Origin of the sequence: Rhodococcus sp. 27YEA6, from assembly GCF_044908235.1 — a bacterium.
Taxonomy (GTDB): Bacteria; Actinomycetota; Actinomycetes; order Mycobacteriales; family Mycobacteriaceae; genus Rhodococcus_F; species Rhodococcus_F qingshengii.
In genome coordinates this window covers 1-20701 of sequence record NZ_JBIYCY010000022.1, presented here as the reverse complement: position 1 = coordinate 20701, position 20701 = coordinate 1, and the positions used below count along the sequence as shown (strand labels likewise).

The 20701-nt window shown below is 64.1% G+C and carries 24 protein-coding genes; 15 read left to right on the top strand and 9 right to left on the bottom strand.

Annotated features, from left to right (window positions below):
* Nucleotides 1–336 precede the first annotated feature (336 nt).
* From ABH939_RS30370 to ABH939_RS30345, 6 genes are all read left to right on the top strand, one after another.
* Entirely contained in the window at nucleotides 337–2493 is a 2157-nt protein-coding gene (locus ABH939_RS30370; protein WP_030538075.1) for an MMPL family transporter, read from the top strand.
* A 26-nt stretch (nucleotides 2494–2519) separates the two neighbouring features.
* The gene (locus tag ABH939_RS30365; protein WP_003944652.1) at nucleotides 2520–2771 is read left to right on the top strand and encodes a YgaP-like transmembrane domain; all 252 of its coding nucleotides are present in this window, start codon (nucleotides 2520–2522) and stop codon (nucleotides 2769–2771) included.
* Nucleotides 2772–2815: 44 nt separating this feature from the next.
* Nucleotides 2816–3232, top strand: coding sequence for a DUF302 domain-containing protein (locus ABH939_RS30360; RefSeq protein ID WP_151096953.1), 417 nt, complete (start codon nucleotides 2816–2818; stop codon nucleotides 3230–3232).
* Nucleotides 3232–4005 carry a sulfite exporter TauE/SafE family protein gene (locus tag ABH939_RS30355; RefSeq protein WP_003944622.1) on the top strand — a complete coding sequence of 258 codons (774 nt, stop codon included), beginning with the start codon at nucleotides 3232–3234 and terminating at the stop codon, nucleotides 4003–4005. The genes ABH939_RS30360 and ABH939_RS30355 overlap by 1 nt, the downstream gene beginning before the upstream one ends.
* A gap of 78 nt (nucleotides 4006–4083) precedes the next feature.
* On the top strand, nucleotides 4084–4353 hold the full coding sequence (locus ABH939_RS30350; RefSeq protein WP_003944639.1) for a metal-sensitive transcriptional regulator: 270 nt from the start codon (nucleotides 4084–4086) through the stop codon (nucleotides 4351–4353).
* 53 nt (nucleotides 4354–4406) lie between these two features.
* A complete protein-coding gene (locus ABH939_RS30345) occupies nucleotides 4407–5774 on the top strand; it encodes a rhodanese-like domain-containing protein (protein ID WP_151096951.1) in 1368 nt (455 codons plus the stop codon).
* Nucleotides 5775–6136: 362 nt separating this feature from the next.
* On the opposite strand, the gene ABH939_RS30340 is transcribed toward ABH939_RS30345, so the two are convergent.
* Genes ABH939_RS30340 through ABH939_RS30325 form a run of 4 tightly spaced genes read right to left on the bottom strand, consistent with a single transcriptional unit; the run spans nucleotide 6137 to nucleotide 9635 of the window.
* Nucleotides 6137–6739, bottom strand: coding sequence for a cadmium resistance transporter (locus ABH939_RS30340; protein WP_003944587.1), 603 nt, complete (start codon nucleotides 6737–6739; stop codon nucleotides 6137–6139).
* A 49-nt stretch (nucleotides 6740–6788) separates the two neighbouring features.
* Nucleotides 6789–7313, bottom strand: a complete 525-nt coding sequence (gene lspA, locus ABH939_RS30335; protein ID WP_011133466.1) for a signal peptidase II — start codon at nucleotides 7311–7313, stop codon at nucleotides 6789–6791.
* A complete protein-coding gene (locus tag ABH939_RS30330) occupies nucleotides 7310–9262 on the bottom strand; it encodes a cation-translocating P-type ATPase (protein WP_073513734.1) in 1953 nt (650 codons plus the stop codon). Before ABH939_RS30330 ends, lspA begins: the two co-directional genes overlap by 4 nt.
* Nucleotides 9255–9635 (bottom strand): helix-turn-helix transcriptional regulator, encoded by a 381-nt coding sequence (locus tag ABH939_RS30325; RefSeq protein ID WP_011133468.1) that lies wholly within the window; start codon nucleotides 9633–9635, stop codon nucleotides 9255–9257. The genes ABH939_RS30330 and ABH939_RS30325 overlap by 8 nt, the downstream gene beginning before the upstream one ends.
* A 305-nt stretch (nucleotides 9636–9940) precedes the next feature.
* On the opposite strand from ABH939_RS30325, the gene ABH939_RS30320 reads away from it, so the two are divergent.
* The gene (locus tag ABH939_RS30320; RefSeq protein WP_011133469.1) at nucleotides 9941–10399 is read left to right on the top strand and encodes a heavy metal-responsive transcriptional regulator; all 459 of its coding nucleotides are present in this window, start codon (nucleotides 9941–9943) and stop codon (nucleotides 10397–10399) included.
* 102 nt (nucleotides 10400–10501) lie between these two features.
* Here ABH939_RS30320 and ABH939_RS30315 read toward each other — a convergent pair whose 3' ends face one another.
* Both ABH939_RS30315 and ABH939_RS30310 read right to left on the bottom strand, forming a co-directional pair.
* On the bottom strand, nucleotides 10502–10840 hold the full coding sequence (locus ABH939_RS30315; RefSeq protein WP_019747399.1) for a hypothetical protein: 339 nt from the start codon (nucleotides 10838–10840) through the stop codon (nucleotides 10502–10504).
* On the bottom strand, nucleotides 10837–11241 hold the full coding sequence (locus ABH939_RS30310; RefSeq protein WP_011133470.1) for a MerR family transcriptional regulator: 405 nt from the start codon (nucleotides 11239–11241) through the stop codon (nucleotides 10837–10839). Before ABH939_RS30310 ends, ABH939_RS30315 begins: the two co-directional genes overlap by 4 nt.
* A 109-nt stretch (nucleotides 11242–11350) precedes the next feature.
* On the opposite strand from ABH939_RS30310, the gene ABH939_RS30305 reads away from it, so the two are divergent.
* The 8 genes from ABH939_RS30305 to arsA are packed head-to-tail and all read left to right on the top strand — an operon-like array spanning nucleotide 11351 to nucleotide 17689.
* The gene (locus tag ABH939_RS30305; RefSeq protein WP_020971547.1) at nucleotides 11351–11737 is read left to right on the top strand and encodes a helix-turn-helix transcriptional regulator; all 387 of its coding nucleotides are present in this window, start codon (nucleotides 11351–11353) and stop codon (nucleotides 11735–11737) included.
* A complete protein-coding gene (gene arsB, locus ABH939_RS30300) occupies nucleotides 11734–12831 on the top strand; it encodes an ACR3 family arsenite efflux transporter (protein ID WP_011133472.1) in 1098 nt (365 codons plus the stop codon). Before ABH939_RS30305 ends, arsB begins: the two co-directional genes overlap by 4 nt.
* Nucleotides 12832–12855: 24 nt before the next feature.
* Nucleotides 12856–13512: an arsenate reductase ArsC gene (locus ABH939_RS30295; protein WP_370627677.1), complete on the top strand. Its 657-nt coding sequence runs from the start codon at nucleotides 12856–12858 to the stop codon at nucleotides 13510–13512.
* A 52-nt stretch (nucleotides 13513–13564) separates the two neighbouring features.
* Nucleotides 13565–13981 (top strand): arsenate reductase ArsC, encoded by a 417-nt coding sequence (locus ABH939_RS30290; RefSeq protein WP_030538125.1) that lies wholly within the window; start codon nucleotides 13565–13567, stop codon nucleotides 13979–13981.
* Nucleotides 13982–14022: 41 nt separating this feature from the next.
* A complete protein-coding gene (gene trxB, locus ABH939_RS30285) occupies nucleotides 14023–15009 on the top strand; it encodes a thioredoxin-disulfide reductase (protein ID WP_075836384.1) in 987 nt (328 codons plus the stop codon).
* Between the two features lie 27 nt (nucleotides 15010–15036).
* Complete coding sequence (locus ABH939_RS30280) at nucleotides 15037–15447, top strand: low molecular weight phosphatase family protein (RefSeq protein ID WP_030538083.1); 411 nt, start codon at nucleotides 15037–15039, stop codon at nucleotides 15445–15447.
* A gap of 60 nt (nucleotides 15448–15507) precedes the next feature.
* Nucleotides 15508–15915, top strand: a complete 408-nt coding sequence (gene arsD, locus ABH939_RS30275) for an arsenite efflux transporter metallochaperone ArsD (RefSeq protein ID WP_030538084.1) — start codon at nucleotides 15508–15510, stop codon at nucleotides 15913–15915.
* A 16-nt stretch (nucleotides 15916–15931) separates the two neighbouring features.
* A complete protein-coding gene (gene arsA, locus ABH939_RS30270; RefSeq protein WP_030538085.1) occupies nucleotides 15932–17689 on the top strand; it encodes an arsenical pump-driving ATPase in 1758 nt (585 codons plus the stop codon).
* Nucleotides 17690–17878: 189 nt separating this feature from the next.
* Here arsA and ABH939_RS30265 read toward each other — a convergent pair whose 3' ends face one another.
* From ABH939_RS30265 to ABH939_RS30255, 3 genes are all read right to left on the bottom strand, one after another.
* Entirely contained in the window at nucleotides 17879–18412 is a 534-nt protein-coding gene (locus ABH939_RS30265) for a potassium channel family protein (RefSeq protein ID WP_019747405.1), read from the bottom strand.
* A gap of 595 nt (nucleotides 18413–19007) precedes the next feature.
* Nucleotides 19008–19676: a hypothetical protein gene (locus tag ABH939_RS30260; protein ID WP_030538086.1), complete on the bottom strand. Its 669-nt coding sequence runs from the start codon at nucleotides 19674–19676 to the stop codon at nucleotides 19008–19010.
* A gap of 145 nt (nucleotides 19677–19821) precedes the next feature.
* Nucleotides 19822–20046, bottom strand: coding sequence for a hypothetical protein (locus tag ABH939_RS30255; RefSeq protein WP_143173176.1), 225 nt, complete (start codon nucleotides 20044–20046; stop codon nucleotides 19822–19824).
* Between the last annotated feature and the right edge of the window lie 655 nt (nucleotides 20047–20701).

The window sequence follows — 20701 nt, the reverse complement described above, 5'->3', positions numbered from 1 at the left end:
CTTGCATACCCCCCTGGGTATATGCAACAGTGGGTAGACGCTCGTCAGAAAGGACTGTCTATGTGTTACCCCGTCCCGTGCCCGATATGCGACAAGATCGCGTGGGCAGGTTGCGATCGACATGTCGACGACGTCACGAAGGATGTTTCACGGCCTCGGCAGTGCACCTGCTCTGCTGAGACCGTTGGTCCTATCGATCGGCGCCAGCGCCTCGCGATCGCTGTTTCGCCGCCAATCCCGGTCGCGAGTGCAAGGGCCTAACCTTCCAATTGGGTCAGGTTTACCGAGGTCTAGCTCGCTCATTTGAATACCCCAGCCCGTATTTTAGGAGAAGTTATGTCTGTGCCCGACACCGTGACGGCCACCGGTCGTGACGATCGTGATCGCGTATCTACACCCGGCATACTCGGACGCCTGGGAAGCGCGATGGTCGCACGCCGCCGATGGGTGTTCGGTGTCTGGCTGATCGCGCTTGTCGCGCTCGGATCTGCAGCGCCGTCGGTTTTTTCGTCACTGGCGGGTGCTGGGTGGCAAGCCAACGGATCCGAATCGGTCCAGGTCCGTGAACTCGCGCAACAGCATTTCGGCGGGAACTCCTCGGCCGCGGTTCAGGTGGTGGTCCATTCGGACACCGCGTCGATCGACGATCCCACCGTGCAGCAGAGACTCATCGACGTCACAGCTGTGTTCGACGGTGACACCCGGTTCGGTGCCGTCATCGCCCCACAGCCTGGTATGACCATCAGCCCCGACGGCCACACCGGCATCCTCATCGCCGGCGCCAACGCAAACGCGGACGACATGGTCAAAGCCGTCGACGATGTCAAAGACGAGCTGACCGCACTCTCCGGCGACGGTATCGAGGTCTATCCCACCGGATCCTCCGCGTTGTGGTCCGACTTCAACAAAGCCAACCACGATGCGATGATTCAGGCTGAACTATTCTCTTGGCCAGTCACTTTGGCGATCATGGTGCTCGCATTCGGCTCCCTCGTCGCTGCCGGGCTGCCGCTGTTGCTCACAGTGGCCGGACTCGTCGCCTCCGCCGGCGGTTTGGTGCTGCTCAACGAGGTCACACCGATCTCGGTATGGGCGATGAATTTCGCGATGATGTTCGCCCTCGCTCTCGGCATCGACTACGCCTTGTTCATCGTCGCCCGCTTCCGCGACGCCCTCCGTACGGCCGATCCACGAGCAGCCGTTGCCGAAACCATGGACACCGCAGGCAAAGCGGTGCTCCTGTCCGGACTTACCGTCCTGGTCAGCCTCTCGGCAGTGCTGCTCGTTCCCGCACCGGCCGTGCGCACCATGGCCGTAGGCATCATGCTGGCCGTCACGTTCGTTCTGATCGCCACCATGACACTTCTTCCGGCCACGCTGGGCGCACTCGGCCCCAAGGTCAACGCAGCATCCCTGCCTTACGCGAAACGCCAACAGCACCGATCCCCGAAGTTCGCTGCGTGGGGCGAATTGCTTCACAAGTACCCATGGCCGTTCGCGCTGGTCTCCGTCGGCATCCTCGTCGCCCTGGCCTTACCTGTCCTGGGACTGAAGGTGGCAATGCCGTCCATCGCTGTCGTTCCCGACGATGCGCCCGTTCGGCAAGGTTACGAGTTGGTTCAGGCCCAGTTCGGTGACGGGGCACCCGGCGCGCTGCAGATAGTTGTCCCGTCTTCCGATGCGGCTGCTACCGCCGCGGCAGCGAGCAGCGTCGACGGGATCTCGATGGTCACCCCGCCCACACCATCAACAGACGATTCGAACTACACACTGCTGCAAGCGTTTCCTGCCGTGGACCCTTCCGCAGAGGCCATGGGCACGATCCTCGGTGACCTACGCGCACAACTACCGGAGTCCGCGCTCGTCGGCGGCGCGCCAGCGGAGAACCTCGACCTGCAGCAAGCCCTGAACGACTACCTACCGTTGGTTATCGGGATCATCCTCGCCCTCGGCTTCATCCTGCTGCTCGTCGCTCTGCAGGCACCACTGATCGCGATCCTCGGCACCGCCGTCAGTTTGCTGTCGACCGCCGCAGCGTTCGGGGTTGCGAAGCTGATCTTCCAAGACGGACACGGATCGTCGCTGCTCGGCTTCACCCCTCAAGGTTTCCTCGACGGCTGGGGGCCGGTGTTCTTCTTCGCGATGATCTTTGCCATCGCCATGGACTACACCGTGTTCCTGCTCGCCACCGCGAAAGAACACTACGAGAAGACCGGGGACCCGAAGGCTGCTCAGGTCGACGGCCTCGCGCACTCCGGACGCGTCATCTTCGCCGCTGCGGCGGTCATGGTCGCCGTGTTCTTCACCTTCGCGCTCTCCGATCCGCTCCCACCCAAGGAAATGGGCATCATCCTCGGCGTCGCGGTGTTGCTCGACGCCTTCCTGATCAGGCTGATCCTGCTCCCGGTCCTGCTCCGGCTGAGCGGTCACGCTGCATGGTGGGCACCGGGCTGGCTGCGCAGAATGTTGCCGTCGATCCGCTTCTCGCACTGACCATTACAACACCTCACGGAGGAATCATGACCGATCCGAACATCACGCATTCGAGCACGTCTGCCGGGTGGCCGATCGAACGTATCGTCCCCGCACTGGCCGCCGGCGTCACCGCGACGGGCCTGACCCTCGGCGAACTCCACGCACCACGGTGGAGGCTGCTCAGCGCCTTCGCCGCCGCGAACCTCGCCCTCTACGCCGCGGTCGGCTGGTGCCCGGCAAGTGCGCTTCTCACCAGAGCGGGCGTACCAAGTCTTCGCCACCCCCGAAGCGGATAGGCACACAATTGCCGCAGTTCGACGAACGGAAGGAATTCTCCACCATGACCATCGCACTCTCGACCACCTTGACCGACACCGACTTCGAGACGGCGGTCACCGCCACCAAAGCAGCACTGTCCGAGCAAGGCTTCGGTGTGCTGACCGAAATTGACATGCAGGCCACCCTGAAAGCCAAACTTGGCACAGACATGGAGAAGTATCTGATCCTAGGCGCGTGCAATCCCACGCTTGCACACCGCGCCGTAGGAATCGTGCGTGAGATCGGCCTGCTACTGCCCTGCAACGTCGTCGTCCGTGCCGACACCACCGCCGGATCGGTCATCGTCGAGGCGATGAACCCGGACCTCATGGTCCAAGTGACGGGCGAACCAGCACTGTCAGATGTCGCGGCCGAGGCCACCACCAAACTCCAAGCCGCCCTGGACATGCTCGGCAGTCGGGATGCAGTGCGCAGTTGATGACGTTGACCCTGGCGCTGGCGCTCGGCCTCACCGTCGGAATCCTGCTCGGTCTCCTCGGAGGCGGTGGATCGATCCTCGCTGTCCCGATCCTCGTGTACGCTCTCGGGTTCCCCCTGCCGGAGGCGATACCGACTTCGCTGTTGGTGATCGGTGTCGCCTCCGCGGTCGGGGTCATCTCCAAGGTGCGGGCGCGGCTCATCGAATGGCGACTCGCGGCAATCTTCGCCGCCACCGGAGTCCTCGGCACCCTGGCCGGCACTGCCCTTGGCAAGCATCTACCTGAAACTGCCGTGATGATCGGCTTTGCGATCGTCATGATCCTCGCGGGGGCACGCATGCTGCGCAGCCCCGACAATCCCGGAACCGCCTGCAGGACGAGCAATTCCGGGATCAACTGGCGCCGATGCGCACCTCGGTCCATACCGACCGGATTCGGCGTCGGTGTCCTTACCGGACTGTTCGGCGTCGGCGGGGGCTTCTTGATCATCCCCGCATTGGTTCTGCTGCTGGGAATCGAGATGAGTGTCGCCGTCGGAACCTCTTTGGTGGTCATCGTCGCCAACTCCGCCGCCGGACTCATCGCTCAGGCCGACGGCCTAGGTGGAAACTGGCCCTTGACGGCAGCGTTCGCAGGTTCAGCCATTGCGGGTTCGTTGGTGGCCGGACGATTCGGTACACGCATCGCCACGGACTCACTTCGGCAGTGGTTCGCCTACCTGGTGTTTGTCGTGGCAGGTTACGTCCTCATCGACACTCTCGTTCTCGGATGATCTACCGTGCACCCCGTTGGATGCCCCCGGGGGTAATCTGGCAATTTCTGGCATCATCATGCATCTGAAGGAGACCCCATGATCGGCGACGAAGACAGCATCGCATTGGTCCTCAACCGCCTCCGCCGCGCACACGGCCAACTCTCGGGAGTGATCGGCATGATCGAGAACGGACGCGATTGCAAAGACGTTGTCACCCAGCTCGCCGCTGTTTCCAGGGCCCTCGACAAAGCTGGCTTCAAGATCGTCGCTACCGGTCTCCGAGAGTGCATGACAGGCGAAGCGGCAGACAACAAAGAACCCATGACCGAAGCAGAACTGGAAAAGCTCTTCCTGGCGCTGGCCTGAACGCCCGCTTCACATCAGGAACGAGGCCGACCGACAACATGTAGGAGCTCCCCATGAGCACGACCGACCCGGACATCGCCATCATTGAAACTTCCAGCCTCGGCGACCGCAGCTATCTGATCAGCCACGACGGTATCGCCGTGGTGATCGATCCACAACGCGACATCGACCGCGTCCGGGCGCTGGCAGCAGAAAAGAACGCTGTCATCACCCACGTGCTGGAAACTCACATCCACAACGACTACGTCACTGGCGGCCTGGAACTTGCGCGCGCCACGGGTGCCGAATACGTCGTCCCGGACGGCGATCCGGTCGAATACGAGCGCCGAGCAGTCGTCGACGGCGATGTCGTCGACGCGGGATCGACGACGTTCGAGGTCATGCACACCCCAGGGCATACTCATCACCACGTCAGTTACGTTCTGCACCGGCGCGGCGAGCCGATCGCAATCTTCACCGGCGGCTCCATGCTCTACGGGTCCACCGGGCGCACTGACCTGCTCGGCTCCGAGCACACCGATGAACTGACCCACGCGCAGTACCATTCGGTCCGCCGTATCGCGGCCGAACTGGCCGCTGAGGTGGAGGTCTACCCCACACATGGGTTCGGTAGCTTCTGTGCCGCAACTCCGACCAGCGGGGACTCATCCACCATCGGTGAACAGCAGCAGTCCAACCCCGCACTGACTCAGGACGAACACACCTATGTCGACGAGCTCATCGCAGGCCTGTCTGCATATCCCGCGTACTACGCCCATATGGGCGTCATCAACACCCAAGGGCCGGCCCCGATCGACCTGTCCATGCCCGAGCCCGTCGATCCAGACGAACTACGTCGCCGCATCGACGCCGGGCAATGGGTCGTTGACCTACGAGCACGCACCGCTTTCGCCGCCGGCCACGTCGATGGCTCTCTCGGGTTCGAACTGTCGACCAGCTTCGTCACCTATCTCGGATGGCTTTATCAGTGGGGCGTGCCGTTGACGCTGATCGGTGAAACAACCGACCAGATCGCCGAGGCGACCCGCGAGCTGGCTCGGATCGGCATCGACAGTCCCTCCGGATCCGCCGTCGGTGAGATTCACTCGCTGGTCGGCGACGGAAAAGTCCGCTCCTACGATGTATCCGACTTCGCCGGACTCGCGGCGGCCACCGGCGAACGTGAGATAAGCGTCCTTGATGCGCGTCAACAGTCCGAGTACGCGGACAGCCACCTTCCTGGTGCCGTGAACATCCCCCTCCACGAGCTACCCCACCGACTCGAGGAAGTTTCCGCGGCCGAAGTGTGGGTGCACTGCGCATCCGGTTACCGCGCATCGATCGCCGCTTCACTTCTCGACCGCGAACACCGCACAGTGGTCCTCATCGACGATGACTACGAGCATGCCGTGCAGCTCGGCCTCCACACATCGCCCGCCTGACGAATGCGCCGCCGCTGCGCAAGCCGCACGATGCGAGTGGTTCACGGGGCTGATCTCCCCGATTTCAGCAAACGGCCATCGGATAATTCCGACAGAGGGCAGGAAGCCCAACCCCTGCCCGTGCCGACGTCCGAGAAGGCGGCCACCGCTGGTCCAACGATCATTCGGGCGCCGTCCGAGTTTGTCGTTCTGCCAATTCGCACTGGATCTTCCGCTCGCCTTTGCTTCGGTGGCCGGACCGTTGTGACGCGCCATGCACGGTTCCGGCCGGGATGCGGTGCGCGGAGTCGCAGACATCCGCGTGCCCCGGCGACCGCGAGGAGCCGGGACGGATCAAGGTGCCACCGTGCCAGCAGTGTCGGTCATGCCGCGGCGGCGATCAGGCGGCCGATCACACCGGATTCGAGCAGGATGATGACGCCCAGCCCGATGAAGACTGTGGGCACGAGCCAGTGCTCGACGCGCTCGAGGGTGTCGATGACCTTCTTGTGGGTGCCGAGCATTCTGCCGGCGGCGCACCAGAGTCCGACACAGATCAGGAACACGGCGATGGTAACGATGGTCTGGGGCGCACCGAGAGTGCGGAAGACCGGGGTGTAGACGGCGATGTTGTCGGCGCCGTTGGCGATGGTGATGGCGGCGACGCTGATCGTCCCGGCCGCGACCACTACGGGTTCACCGTCTCCGTCGCTGCGTAAGCCCTGGATCAGTCCCCAGATTCCTAGCGACAGGGGAAGTAATCCGAGTAGTCCAACCCAGTCCTCGGGCACGATCACCAACCCGAGGGCGGCGACCACACTGATCGCGACGAGGGTGATCAGGCCGAGGTACTGGCCGGCAACGATCTGCCATGCCCGCGGCCGTCCTTGACTGGCGGAGGCGACGAACAGGACGGTCAGTACGACGATGTCGTCGATGTTGGTGCCGGCGAACATCGCTACCGCCGCGGCGATGGTGCCGATCATCCTCGCATCCGGCGGCTGCCGCGGCGCGGCCTGATCTCGGGTATTGCTGTCATTTCGAACTCTCCTGTGCGGGCGGGGGATCGGCCGGGTCGTGGGTGGACTCAAAGATCAGTGATGCGACGAGCAGCACGACGCCGCAGGTGATGTAGGTGTCGGCGAGGTTGAAGGTGGGCCACCAGCCGGTGTGGAAATAGTCGGTGACCTTTCCGTCGACGGCACGATCGATCACGTTGGCGGCAGCTCCGGCGAGGATCGCCGACCAACCCACCGTCCCCACCAGTGAAGCGGTGGGGACGGTGCGCCAGGCGTAAATTCCGACGCCGAGAGTGATGGCGGCGGTGACCGCGAGGATGATCCAGGCCGGAAGCTGTTGGCCGATGCTGAACGCGACACCGCTGTTGTACGCCAACTTCAGTTGCAGCAATCCCATATCGACGGTGCGTGCACCGGAAAGGGTACGGCGCGCAACGGGTTCGGCCGACAGTGCGATCGCGATGAGAGCGAGACCGACGACCACGAGAATCACCCGCCGCGTGCTACCTGTGCGGATTGATCGAGCCGCTAATTCGCTCACGTGCGGGCCTCGACCTTCCCCGCCGGTGCGGGTACCGATCCGGTGGGGAAGGCTTGCGCGCGGCCGGCCCGGACACCGTTGGCGATGACCACGATCTCAGCGACCTCGTGCACCAGGACCACGGCGGCCAGGCCGAGAACCCCGAACAAGGCCAACGGCATCAGAACGGTGATGATCGCCAGCGACAGTCCGACGTTCTGCAACATGATGGTCCGGGAGCGGCGCGCGTGCGCCAACGCCTGCGGCAGGTGCCGCAGGTCCTCACCCATCAGAGCAACATCGGCGGTCTCGATGGCCACGTCGGAACCCATCGCGCCCATGGCAATGCCCAAGTCGGCGGTGGCCAGGGCGGGGGCGTCGTTGACACCGTCCCCGACCATTGCCGTCGGGCGGCTCGCACGCAAGGTTTCCACGATCCGTGCCTTGTCCTCCGGGCGCAGGTCGGCGTGCACGTCGTCGATCCCGACGTCGGCGGCCAGCGCCTGGGCGGTGCGTTCGTTGTCGCCGGTGAGCATCGCGACGGTGTACCCGCCGCGTCGTAGCCCGGCAACCACCTCACGTGCTTCCGGTCGGAGCTCGTCACGGACGGCGACCGCCCCGATGACCGTTCCGGCGCGCTCGATCAGCACCGCAGTGGCGCCGGCATGCTGCATCCGCTCGATATCCCCTGCCAGCGGACCCGGGTCGATCCAGCCCGGTCGACCGAGGCGCACAGGTATGCCGTCGATGGCCCCGGTCAGGCCCGCCCCTGTGACCGCGTCCACGTCGTCGGCGGGTGCGTAGTCGTCGACGGCGGCGAGAATCGCGCGAGCGAGAGGGTGCTCGCTGCGCGCCTCCAACGCTGCGGCCACCGCGAGAACGTCCTCGCGGCTGGCGCCGTCCGCCGTGGCCACATCGATCACGGCAGGCTGGTTGCGGGTGAGGGTGCCGGTCTTGTCCAACGCAACGGTGCGGATCCGGCCGAGGGCCTCGAGTGCACCGCCGCCCTTGACCAGGACACCGAGCTTGGACGCCGCACCGATCGCGGCGACAACGGTGACAGGGATCGCGATGGCCAGCGCACACGGGGAGGCGGCGACCAGCACCACCAGGGCGCGTTCGATCCACACCAGCGGATCGCCGAGCACACTGCCGACCGCGGCGATAACTGCGGCGACGATCATCACACCTGGAACCAGCGGTTTGGCGATCTTGTCGGCGAGGCGTTGCGCCTCGCCCTTGCGGGACTGCTCGGCCTCGACGATCCGCACGATTTTGGCCAGCGAATTGTCCTGCGCATCTGCGGTGACCTCGACTTCGAGGACGCCGGTGCCGTTGATCGATCCTGCGAACACCTCGTTGCCGGGACCGGCTTCGACGGGCACCGATTCACCGGTAATCGCGGAGGTGTCCAGAGCGGTGCGTCCGGTGCGGATGACCCCGTCGGTGGCGATCCGTTCCCCAGGCTTGACGACCATGAGCTCGCCGAGCTGGAGTTCGGAGGGCGGAACGGTTTCCTCGCGGCCGCCGCGGAGAACTGTCGCGGTGGCCGGCACCAGAGACAGCAAGGCCCGCAGGCCCCGGCGAGTGCGGGTGACCGCATACTCTTCGAGTCCCTCGCTGATCGCGAACAAGAACGCGAGCATGGCCGCTTCGCCCACCTCACCGAGCAGTACCGCGCCGACAGCCGCGATCGTCATCAGGGTGCCGACCCCGATCTTGCCCTTGACCAGGCGTGCGAGAGTGGACGGGACGAACGTGTAACCGGCAATGAGCAGGGCGCCCACCTCGAGACCGAGCCCGAGAGCATCCGGCCCACCGGTCAGGCCCACTATCAGCGCCGCGATCAGCAGCACGCCCGCAGCTGCAGCCGCCCGGATCTCGGTAACCTGCCACCACTTTTCGGGCCCGTGTTCTTCCTCGCCTTCGACGCGGGGTTCGTCGTGACCGCAACCGCATGCGTCACTCACGGCTATCTCCGATGGCGGTGCCGTAATTCGGGCACAAGGCAACCGCGTTCCCCGTCGCGGCAAGCAGCGTCTCCGCCGAGGCGAGTAGGTCCATCAATTCCGGCCGGGCCAGCGAGTAGAACACCTGCCGACCTTCCGGTCTGCCGTCGACCAAACCGCAATCACGTAGGCATGCAACATGTGCGGACACCGTCGACTGGGCGAGGCCGAGTTCACCGATCAAATCCGCAACCCGCGCCTCTCCTTCGGCGAGACGGCGCACGATCGACAACCGGGTGCCGTCCGAGAGACTGTGGAACAGTGCCACTGCCGCATCCAGGCTCGACCCGCTGCCGGTTGCGGCGAGGCATCCAGGCTCGTTATTCATCGTCATACGACGATGATAGCAATATTGGACGATTCCAGGAAGGGTGGACGCACTGGACTTGAAGTAGATGCGGTACGTCAGCCGAACGGTGGCCGGCCGACGTACCTCACCAGGAATGGCGAAGTGACATCTGTAGTTTGCGAGTTGCTCGCCACGGCATCACATGGGGGGACAGCAAGGACCCATCGCTCGACACAGCCAGTCGCACAACATCTCCAGTGGATTCATTTCATTCACCTCCTTCTGAGTGTTCATCGCCAGCGCGGCGACGAACGGTCCGAGTCACCTGCGGTTCCCGAACGTCATCCATAATGGACATTCCAGTGCGATGGAAGGTCAAGGATCTCGTGAAAATTGGTGAACTGGCCGCTCGAAGTGGCGTTGCCCCGAAAACGCTGCGTTTCTACGAGGACAGTGGGGTGATTCCCGTCCCGGTCCGAAAGTCCAACGGCTACCGGGACTACGGTCCGGAATCTCTTGCGCGTTTGCGGTTCGTCCGCAGCGCCCAGTCTGCAGGTTTCACCTTGCGAGAGATCCGCGAGATCCTCACCACCCATGACCGCGGGGCGGCTCCTTGTGAACAGGTCGTGGAGATGCTCTCGGAGCATCTTTCCCAGGTTCGTGGCAAGATCCGCGAACTTGCCACGCTCGAAACAAACCTTGTTGCTTTGCTGAGTCGAGCGGAAGGTGAGATTCCGTCGGAAGCCGACGATGTCGGTGTGTGCTGGATCCTGGAATCCGAGTCTCAGGAAGGTGTTGCCGAATCGTGAAATTGATTGCGGCCATGCATCCCTTCCTATTTCAGCAGGTTCGGCGCTCTGCAACGTGATGAGGTGCGCGAAGCGGTTGTAGTGGTGTTGTCGGTGTATTGATCAGTCAGGTACGGAAGTAGCGGCAGTGGGTGAATCCCGTTCGAATGCATTCCTCAGGGCAGTCACAGTGGGAGCGCCACCGACCGCGCCCACGGCGTCGCGGTAGAGCCTGCAGGACACGCTTGGCACCTGATCCGGTTCGGCAAAGGGGTCGTGGCCGTCAACGAGCAACGTCGGAGATCCCGCCATGCCCGCAAGTTCCGCTGATCGAGGATCTTCGATGATCACGTGGCGCAGTTCCCATTCGATCGGCACGCCTGAAAGAGCGTGCTCGATTCGTTGTTCGAGGAGCGGCACGTTAGGGTAGTCCGGGACCTGCAGAATTTCGAGATGCATCATGGTCGTCCTTTGTCGGTGTGCAGTGTCTGGAGCATGGGGCAGTGCCGGTCCGCTCGCGGTCGCGCGCAGGTGGACGCGAACTCGGTCAGCGAGGCCCGCATGCGTTGCAGATCTCGGATCTTTTCGCCGAACTCGGTGATCTTCGTCTGCGCCAGTCGCCGAGCGGTGTCGCAATCGTCCGGTCCGCCGCCGGCGAGATGGAGAAGTTCGTTGATTTCGTCGAGGCTGAAGCCGTGTTCTTGGGCGCGTTTGACGAACCGGACAATTTCGACAGTTTCGTCCGGATATGAGCGGTATCCCGAGGTGGATCGCGGCGGGTGCTGCAGGAGTCCGCGCCGTTCGTAGTACCGCAACGTCTGTACGTTCACCCCGGCGAGGGTGGCCAGTTCACTGCTACGCATGTCGCCATTGTGAACCCGGTACCCGGCTACGGAGTCAAGTCGTCTCTCGTCGGCGGAAATTCATCTGAGGTTGGTTGCGCGTTATTTCGATATCTGTCAATATCGAAGCATGTCGAATCAAGATGGGGCGGAGGCCGGCGCTTGCTGCTCGCCGCTCGTCCGTGAACCGTTGACCGAGGATTGGGCCGGCGACCTGGCGCGGATGTTCAAAGCCCTCGGCGATCCCGTCCGCTTGCGCCTGCTGAGCTTGGTGGCAAGTCACGAGGGTGGTGAAGCCTGCGTCTGCGACATCTCGGATACGTTCGACCTGTCTCAGCCGACTATCTCGCATCACCTCAAGGTGCTGCGACAGGCCGGGCTGCTCGACTGTGAACGCCGCGGGACCTGGGTGTACTACTGGGTTATTCCGGCTGCGCTGCAACAGCTTTCCGCCGTGCTCCTGGTCGAAGGTACGAGCGTGAGTGTCGCGGACGCATGCGCAGAGGTCACCGCATGAGCAACACCGCTGCCACCACCGAACACCCCGAAGTCGTCGGAAAACTCTCCACCCTCGACCGCTATCTTGCGGTCTGGATCGGCGTGGCCATGGTCGTCGGCCTGTTGGTTGGACGCTGGATCCCCGGTGTGAACACTGCCCTGGAGAAGGTGCAGATCGACGGCATCTCCCTGCCGATCGCCCTCGGCCTGCTGATCATGATGTACCCGGTGTTGGCGAAGGTCCGCTACGACCGCCTCGACACAGTCACCGGGGACAAGAAACTCCTCGCCGGCTCCCTGTTCCTGAACTGGGTTCTCGGCCCGGCGCTGATGTTCGCCCTCGCCTGGCTGTTTCTGCCCGACCTGCCGGAATACCGAACCGGTTTGATCATCGTCGGTATCGCTCGCTGCATCGCGATGGTGATCATCTGGAACGACCTGGCGTGCGGAGACCGCGAAGCCGCCGCGGTGCTGGTCGCCATCAACTCGGTGTTCCAGGTGATCATGTTCGCCGTGCTCGGTTGGTTCTACCTCTCGGTCCTGCCCGGGTGGCTCGGCCTCGAACAGACCACCATCGACACCTCGCCCTGGCAGATTGCGAAATCGGTCCTGATCTTTCTCGGTATCCCGCTGCTGGCAGGTTTTCTGTCCCGCTTCTTCGGTGAACGCGCCAAAGGCCGCGACTGGTATGACACCAAGTTCATCCCCAAGATCAGCCCCTGGGCGCTCTACGGTCTGCTGTTCACCATCGTCGTGCTCTTCTCGATGCAGGGCGAACAGATCACCTCCCAGCCCTGGGATGTCGTCCGGATCGCGTTGCCGCTGCTGGCGTACTTCGCGCTCATGTGGGGAGGCGGCTACATCCTCGGCGCCGCAATCGGATTGGGCTATGAACGCACGACGACCCTGGCGTTCACCGCCGCGGGCAACAACTTCGAACTCGCGATCGCCGTAGCCATCGCCACCTACGGCGCCACCTCGGGGCAAGCTCTTGCCGGTGTTGTCGGCCCGCTGATCGAGGTACCGGTGCTCGTCGGGCTGGTCTATGTCTCCCTTGCTCTACGCAAACGCTTTGCCGTCAAAGAGGTTTCACCCGCACCCACCGCTACGTAAGTCACCTACAACTCTTCGGGAGTCATGATGAACGAGCACCGCGCCCAGCCCGATCTCCTCTCACCGCAGGCCGTTCTCTCGCGCACCGCGCAAGACCTGGCAGCGAAGTACGTCGGGGTCTTTTCCGCGCAAACCGTCGAACGCTACGTCTTCGAGTCCTACACGGCGCTGCGCCGCACCGCGAAGATCCACACCCATCTCACCTCGCTCGCGGCGCGGTTCGCCGCCGACCGCCTCACCGCTTTGGCCCAGTCCAGCGGAGCACTCGCCAAGGACGTGCCCGAAGTTCTGTTCGTGTGCGTCCACAACGCCGGCCGGTCGCAGATGGCGGCGGCACTACTCGATCACCACGCCCGCGGCCGGGTTCATGTGCGCTCGGCAGGATCCGCGCCGGTCCACGAGATCAACCCCGCCGTCATCACGGCGATGGCCGAGATCGGGATCGATCTTGCCGACGAGTTCCCGAAACCACTCACCGATGACGTGGTCGCCGCAGCGGACTGCGTCGTCTCGATGGGCTGCGGCGACGCGTGCGTCGTCTACCCAGGGAAGCGGTACCTCGACTGGGCTCTCGACGACCCGTACGGCCAACCCCTCGAGGTGGTGCGGGCAATCCGCAACGACCTCGATGCACGGGTGATCGCACTGCTCACCGAACTGACCACACCCGTCGCCGTCTGAGCGACCTCTTCCTCAGCTCTAACTTCCATCTTCGAAGGGAACCTTCTTTCTCATGTCCGACAAGCCCAGCGTCCTGTTCGTGTGTGTCCACAACGCCGGCCGATCGCAGATGGCCGCCGGTTTCCTGAGCCACCTCGCCGGTGACGCCATCGAGGTCCGCTCCGCCGGATCTGCCCCCGCGGACACCATCAACTCCGCCGCGGTCGAAGCGATGGCCGAGCTCGGAATCGACATCTCCGCCCAGACCCCGAAGATCCTCACCACCGACGCCGTGCAGGATTCGGATGTCGTGATCACGATGGGCTGCGGCGACACCTGCCCGATTTTCCCCGGCAAGAGCTACCGCGACTGGGTCCTCGAGGATCCCGCCGGCCAAGGCATCGATGCGGTTCGCCCGATCCGTGACGAGATCAAGACTCGCGTACAGGCTCTGATCAGCGAACTCACCGCCCCGTCGGTATCGCGCTAACCGCCTACGCTTCCCGTATTCGATCCCGTGAAAGAGACACTATGACCATCCCGTCCACGGTCCACGACGTCATCATTGTCGGTTCCGGACCGGCCGGCTACACCGCTGGTGTCTACACCGCGCGCGCTGAGCTCGCGCCCCTGCTCTTCGAGGGAACCCAGTTCGGTGGCGCCCTCATGACCACCACCGAGGTCGAGAACTTCCCCGGATTCCGCGAAGGAATCATGGGCCCCGATCTGATGGAACAGATGCGCGAGCAGGCACTGCGCTTCGATACCGACATCCGCACCGAGGACGTCGAGGAGATCGATCTCAGCGGCCCGATCAAGACGGTCGTCGCGAACGGCGAAACCTACGCCGCGCACGCGATCATCCTCGCCATGGGCGCGGCAGCCCGCTACCTGGGCATTCCCGGTGAAGAACGCCTCCTCGGCCGCGGCGTCAGCGCCTGCGCCACCTGCGACGGCTTCTTCTTCCGTGACCAGGACATCGTCGTGGTCGGCGGCGGCGACTCCGCGATGGAAGAAGCAACCTTCCTCACCCGCTTCGCTCGCTCGGTCACCCTGGTGCACCGCCGCGAGGAGTTCCGCGCCTCACGGATCATGCTCGAGCGCGCCAAGGCCAACGAGAAGATCCGCTTCCTGACCAACGCAGAGCCCGTCGAGGTGCTCGGTGAGAACAGCGTCACCGGCCTCGTCGTGCGCGACACCGTCACCGGCGAGACCTCCACACTCGAGATCACCGGCATGTTCGTCGCCATCGGCCACGACCCGCGCAGTGAACTCGTCAAGGGCCAGGTCGATCTCGACGACGCCGGATACGTGCGCGTCGCTCCCGGTTCCACCGCGACCTCCGTCGACGGCGTCTTCGCTGCCGGTGACCTGGTCGATCACACGTACCGTCAGGCGATCACCGCTGCCGGCACCGGATGCTCCGCAGCAATCGACGCCGAACGCTGGCTGGCCGACCGCGGCGACATCACCGCCAACACGCTCGACGCAGCCGGCCACACCGTCGACGCCGTCTGACTCCCACACCCAGTGAAAGGAACTTCGATGAGCAAGCCTTCAGTGCTGTTCGTGTGCGTCAAGAACGGCGGCAAATCCCAGATGGCCGCCGGCCTCATGCGCAAAGCCGCCGGCGACCAGGTGGACGTGTACTCGGCCGGCACCAAACCCGGCGACGCGGTCAACGCCCTGTCCGCCGAAACGCTCCTCGAAGTCGGGGTGGACATCTCCGGGCAGACCCCGACGTTGATCGATCCGCAACTGGTGCGCGATGTCGACCTCGTCGTCACCCTGGGCAACGAAGCGAAGGTCGATCCCGTAGCCGGCACCGACTTCGAGAACTGGGACACCGACGAGCCGTCCGAACGCGGCATCGACGGAATCGAACGAATGCGCCTGGTCCGCGACGACATCGCCGCCCGCGTCGACGCCCTTGCTGCCCGTCTAGCGGTCCGCTGATATCGGAACCGCTAGCCGCGCAATCGAAAGACCCGAGAAGTAAGAAAAGAGGACATCACCATGAGCACCATCGAAGTATTCGAACCCGCCCTGTGCTGCAACACCGGCGTCTGCGGCGACGACGTCGACCAAGCGCTGATCACCTTCACCGCCGACCTCGACTGGGTCGCAAGCAACGGCGGCACCATCACCCGCCACAACCTCGCCAACGACCCACTGGCCTTCGCCGGAAACGACACCGTCGCAGCATTCCTCAAAATCTCAGGTTCCGAAGGACTCCCGCTGGCGCTCGTCGACGGAGTCACCGCCCTGACCGGTACATATCCCACCCGCAACCAGCTCGCGAAATGGGCAGGCATCACCGAACCTGGAACGGCTGAGGCGCCGGCCGGGATCGCCATGCTCGGACTCTCCGACACTTCGGCATGCTGCTCCACCGACGACGCCGACTCCACCACCTGCTGCTGAAAGCGTCGACACCGCAATGAGGTTCCTGAACAACGCGCCCCGATTCCTGTTCTTCACCGGCAAAGGTGGTGTCGGTAAAACCTCCATCGCCTGCGCGAGCGCGATGACCCTCGCTCGCGCCGGCAAGAAAGTGCTGCTCGTGAGCACCGATCCAGCCTCCAACGTCGGGCAGGTCTTCGGTGTGAGCATCGGCAACACCATCACCCCGATCTCCGCCGCTCCCGGATTGTCTGCGCTCGAGATCGACCCGGAACAAGCCGCCGCCACCTATCGCGAGCGGATCATCGGTCCCGTCCGCGGGCTACTCCCCGAGAAGGACATCGCGGCGATCTCCGAACAACTTTCCGGGTCCTGCACCACAGAAATAGCCTCGTTCAACGAGTTCACCGGACTGCTCTCCGGGCGCGACGACATCACCGCGGGCTTCGACCATGTCCTCTTCGACACCGCCCCGACCGGGCACACCATCCGGCTGCTCCAACTCCCCGGATCGTGGACCGAGTTCCTCGATGACGGCAAGGGCGACGCATCGTGTCTCGGTCCGTTGTCCGGGCTCGAGAAGCAGCGCGCCATCTACGCTGACGCCGTTGCCGCGCTCGCCGATCCGCAGCGGACCCGCCTCGTACTGGTCTCGCGCGCCCAGCGTTCGACGCTCGCCGAAATCACCCGCACCCACCGCGAACTCGCCGACATCGGACTGACCCATCAGCATGTCGTGATCAACGGTGTCCTCCCGGACCCGGGCGACGACACCGATCCGCTCGCGACCGCGATCTACCGGCGTGAACAAGCCGCGATAGCCGCCCTGCCCGATGGATTGGCGCAATTGCCGACCGATCAGGTCCCGCTCAAAGCGACCAATATCGTCGGCATCGACGCACTCGAAAGCCTCTTCACCCCCGACCTTGGCCCGGTGTCCGCCGCCTCAGCGGACCCGTCCCTGCAGCTACCCAGTTCTCCGCTCGCATCCCTGATCGACGAACTCGACACCGACGATCACGGCCTGATCATGTGCATGGGCAAAGGCGGAGTCGGCAAGACCACCATCGCCGCCGTCATCGCTGTCGCCCTCGCCGAACGCGGCCACCAGGTGCACCTGACAACCACGGACCCGGCTGCACACCTGACAGAAACCTTGAACGGGGAACTCGACAACCTCCAGGTCTCCCGAATCGACCCCGCCGAAGCCACCGAGCAGTACCGCACCAGAGTCCTGACCACCAAAGGCAAGAACCTCGACGAACGCGGACGCGCGAACCTCGCCGAAGACCTCCGATCACCCTGCACCGAGGAAGTGGCAGTCTTCCAAGCGTTTTCGCGGGTCATCCACGAATCGAGTCGCAAATTCGTCGTCGTCGACACCGCCCCGACCGGGCATACCTTGTTGCTCCTCGATGCCACCGGCTCGTATCACCGGGAAATCGCCCGCCAGATGGGGGAGAACACGAACTTCACCACCCCACTCATGCGACTCCAGGACCCAAACGCAACGAAGGTACTGCTCGTGACCCTCGCTGAAACCACACCCGTCCTCGAGGCCGCCGGTCTGCAAGCCGACCTACAACGAGCCGGAATCGAGCCTTGGGCGTGGGTGGTCAACAACTCTCTCGCCGCTGCCGAACCAACCTCGCCGCTCCTGCAGCAGCGCGCAGCCGGAGAGATCACCGAAATCGGCACCATCACAAGCCAATACAGCCAACGAACCGCCATCGTCCCGATGCTCGCCGAAGAACCCATCGGCGAAGCCGCCCTGGCAGCACTGAGTAAGGCATAGCGATCGCGTCACATCATCTCGCCCTGCAGACGGGGTTGCTGTGAACCAGTGGACTCAACTCATGCTGACACGCAGGGCTTCCGGCGATCGAGTTCGTCACGGAGGCACCCAGGCGATGGGAATGTCATCGGACGGGTCTACTGGAACTAGCGCACAACGTCGAACTGTTGCTGACGTCGGCTCCGTTAGTCACTTCCGTCCACGGGCCCAGACGACGGCCGCCGCCACCACGCGGATGCCGACGCCGATGAGAATCAGATTCCCGATGATCTGGACACTGACGACAGCGCGCGACGGATCGGTCGTCGCTGTGATATCCCCGAAGCCTACGGTCGAAAACACCGTCAACGAGAAGTACAGGGCATCCATCCGACTGAGCGGTTCAGAGAAGTATGTGGGGGAGCTCTGGGACATCAGGCTGTATCCCACGGCGTAGCCGAGCAGATAGACGGGAAGAATCAGTGCCAGCGTTTCTATGGCCTGCACGGTGGGCACGTCCGACCTCAGAATCTGCCGGATCTGCCACACGGCAACCGCCAGCACGACGAGCAGTCCCCCCACGAGGAGCATGACCGTGGAAATGCCGTCGACGGAGGTCCACGGGAGCACAAAGTAGCCCACGCCGCAGAGCGCAACCGTCGCGACCGGGCGCACGAGCCCGCGGCGCAGCAGGCGCCGACGATCGCGCGGGTCGAGGTTGCGAAACTCGCTGGCCTGTCCCATGAAATTCCTCCGGGCAACTGCGCGGGTGGGACCGGTAACGAGCGTCATCCTCGGCCATGATGGGTTCCTGCCCGCGGTTCCCCTGCCATTCCAGCCAAGCACGCCCGGGCCGGTGATAACCAGGGTCGACACCACACCAGATCGGTAAACATTGGACCGGTCACGGGCTGTCGGTGGCGTCCTCCGGATCGCCTCCGACGCCACCGATCCCCGCCCCTGCGCGGGCTCGAGCTTCAGCACTGGGCAGCAGGCCGGTTCGGTCAGTCGGGAGGGGTGCGCAACATGGTGTGCTTCCGGGTATTTCGCGGCGATCCGGCGAACTGTCGTGACGGTGAATCGCAACGGTCCGGGTACCGGTCACTGATTTCGGCCGGACGTGTCCCGGTGTGCCGCCCCGTTTTTCTGAACGGTGATGGGTGTTTCGTTCACTGGTCGGGCACACAGACGACAACCTGAGCAGCAAGGCGGTGCTCATGACGCGGACGCCGCGCTCGTCGGCCCGCTGTTCCAGTACGGCAACGAGGCGTCGGCGCCGGGAACGGCTGGGGCGTGCTGCGCAACGCTAGTCGGTGATCGCGCGGAGGGTCTGCGGCGGTTACGGGTGCTGGTGTTCGGTGGTTGTAGCGGCGGGGGCCAGCACCCAGAGGAGCATGCGACCGGTCAGGGGTGTGGTGGCGATGAGCATCAGGTATACCTCCGCGACGGAGCCGTCGTGACGCGTGAGGTCGAAGGTGTCGAGCCAGGACGAAAGGAGCAAGAACACGGCGTCGACGATGGCCCAGGATGCGATGTTGGCAACGATCCATCCGGCCCAGCGGCGGGTATGGGCTCGCAGGACCAACGCCTGGGACAGCCCGAGCAACGGTCCCAGTGCCAGGGTTTGGCTGGCGGCAAGTAGGTAGGCGCCGGTGACGCTGGTGCCCGAGTCTTGCGCGGTGGTGATGGCAGGGATGATCACCAGCAGCCAGCCCAGGAGCGCCGGGCCGACATTTGCGACGATCCATTTCCGCCGGGGGACCGGCACGCGTTGGCGGACGATCTGCCATTGCAGCGCCCCGAGCACCCAACCGAACAGCACGGCCCCAGTCGTTGCCACGAGCAGCGCGGCGACCGGGCTCCGGTTTGCCCAGGACAGCTGCAGTATGTCGGCGCCGATCCACGACAGGACCGCCACCGTGGTCAGCACGACTACGAAGGCGATGGTGTTGTACAGAATCCACTGCCAGTACAGGCGTGCGGACCAGCCGTTGGATGGCGTGGTCATCGGCTGGCACGGTGATCGTGGACGACGGCCGGCCGTGTCGTGTTCTGCGGTCGCTTTCCGGGCCTTGTTCGAGGTAGGTATCGACATCGCTGGTCAGGAGTTCCGGATCTTTGGATCAGGGGATGTCTAAGCGCGTGCATCGGCATCACGATGGGCCGCGGCGACGGTCCGAGTCACCGCGAATCCCGATAAGGGCGAAGACGTCGGCGGCGCCGGCGATCCAGAAGGATTGTGGCAGGGGATCTGCCGCGGTCACTGTTCCCGGCGCCGCGTCTGGCGAGGGCACCTGCGCCTGGGCGGGCGCGGTCGAGACGATCGCACAGGCGAGCGCGATCGCCATCACTGCGTGGCGGAGTCGTCGTCGGATCATTGCACCGCTCCCGGGGTCGTGCGTGTGTGCGCCGACTCCCATTCTGCGCGAGGCGAAGGTGCCGGCATACCGGTTCGATCATTTTCGGGTGTGTGGGGCGCCGGCGGGTTTGGGTGCCGGCGGGGGCCGGCGGGGTGTTCGGGTCGGGTGGTGTGGGGGAGTGGTGCCGGGTCGTGCGGGGGTGTTGCGAGGGCTCGTTTTGGGTGTTTTTGAATGTTGTTGTGTGTCAGTAGGTTTCGGTATTCAGTTGGTGTTGTGCTAGTTTCGTGTGTTGTGCACGGTGGTGTTTTCGTGAACGTCGAATGTTGTTGTGGTGGTGAGGGTTTCGGTGTTTCATGTTTTCGGGGTGTTTTGCGGTTTGGTGGGTGGGGGTGTATGATTGGGAGCATGATGATGACGAGGCAGTGGACGCGAGACGGGGCGCTTTTCGTGACCCTTCCCCTCCTCCCCAGCCTCGTTCGGGTGTCGGGTACCGATTCAGGCGTTGCGATGAATTCGTTTGGTAAGAACCAAGATTCGGAATTCAGAGGAGCGAAGCGACTCGATCGACGGCAACGGCACTCGACCCACTGCGAGCCGCGCAGCGGCTCCCTGGCGGGGAGCGCAGCGACTCGCTTCCGTCTCCCGACGCGAAGCGTCGGGAGGAGCGCCGCGG